The 581-nt window shown below is 57.5% G+C and carries 2 protein-coding genes; both read right to left on the bottom strand.

The genetic code is table 11. From position 1 onward, the window contains the following. Positions 1-349 (bottom strand): CesT family type III secretion system chaperone (locus CSC70_RS14215; RefSeq protein WP_162457221.1); only part of this gene is annotated, 349 nt, incomplete at its 3' end. A gap of 54 nt (positions 350-403) precedes the next feature. Beyond that, the coding region (hrpE, locus tag CSC70_RS14840; RefSeq protein WP_281349628.1) for an HrpE family protein at positions 404-581 on the bottom strand (178 nt) is incomplete at its 5' end.

Below are 581 nucleotides of genomic sequence, written 5' to 3'. Positions count from 1 at the left end.
TCCATGCTCCGTCTACATCATCGTCCAGCGGCACGCGCACGATCAGGACGATGACGCCGGCATCATTGAGTCCAAGCTGTGCCTGGTCTTGCGCGTACACGGACAGATTGGCTTCCAATAACAGCCGGTAAACCGTCAATGTCCGTCCGGCAGGTGGCAGTCCGTAGGAGATGCGCAGATACAGTGCCTGTTCTGGCACCTCGTCGTCGGGCTGTGGCGTCGGCTCGTGGAGATAGACCTCAAACCCTTCTACCCAAAGCACACGCCTGCTGAGCACAGACTGCACATCCGGTAGGTCCAATGCCTCGCACATCTGTCGAACGATGGTTTCGAATCGCGCGCTGCTCATCAGTAGCGGTACATGCGCAGGACCCCCTACAAGTCCTGCGCATGCCAATGGCGATTACTGGCCAACGAGCTGCTTGGCGTTGTCGCCGGCCTTGCCGATGAACTTGTTCAGCGCCACGTTGAAGTCCAGATCATTTTTAAGCTGTGTGATCTTGTTGTTCATGGACTTCTGGGCCTCGTCCGAGGCGGTCATGTCACTGATCAACGAACTCATCTGCCCGTTCGCGCCAGAC

Origin of the sequence: Pseudoxanthomonas kalamensis DSM 18571 (genome assembly GCF_010211745.1) — a bacterium.
Lineage (GTDB): Bacteria > Pseudomonadota > Gammaproteobacteria > Xanthomonadales > Xanthomonadaceae > Pseudoxanthomonas_A > Pseudoxanthomonas_A kalamensis.
This window is presented reverse-complemented; position numbering and strand designations above follow the sequence as displayed.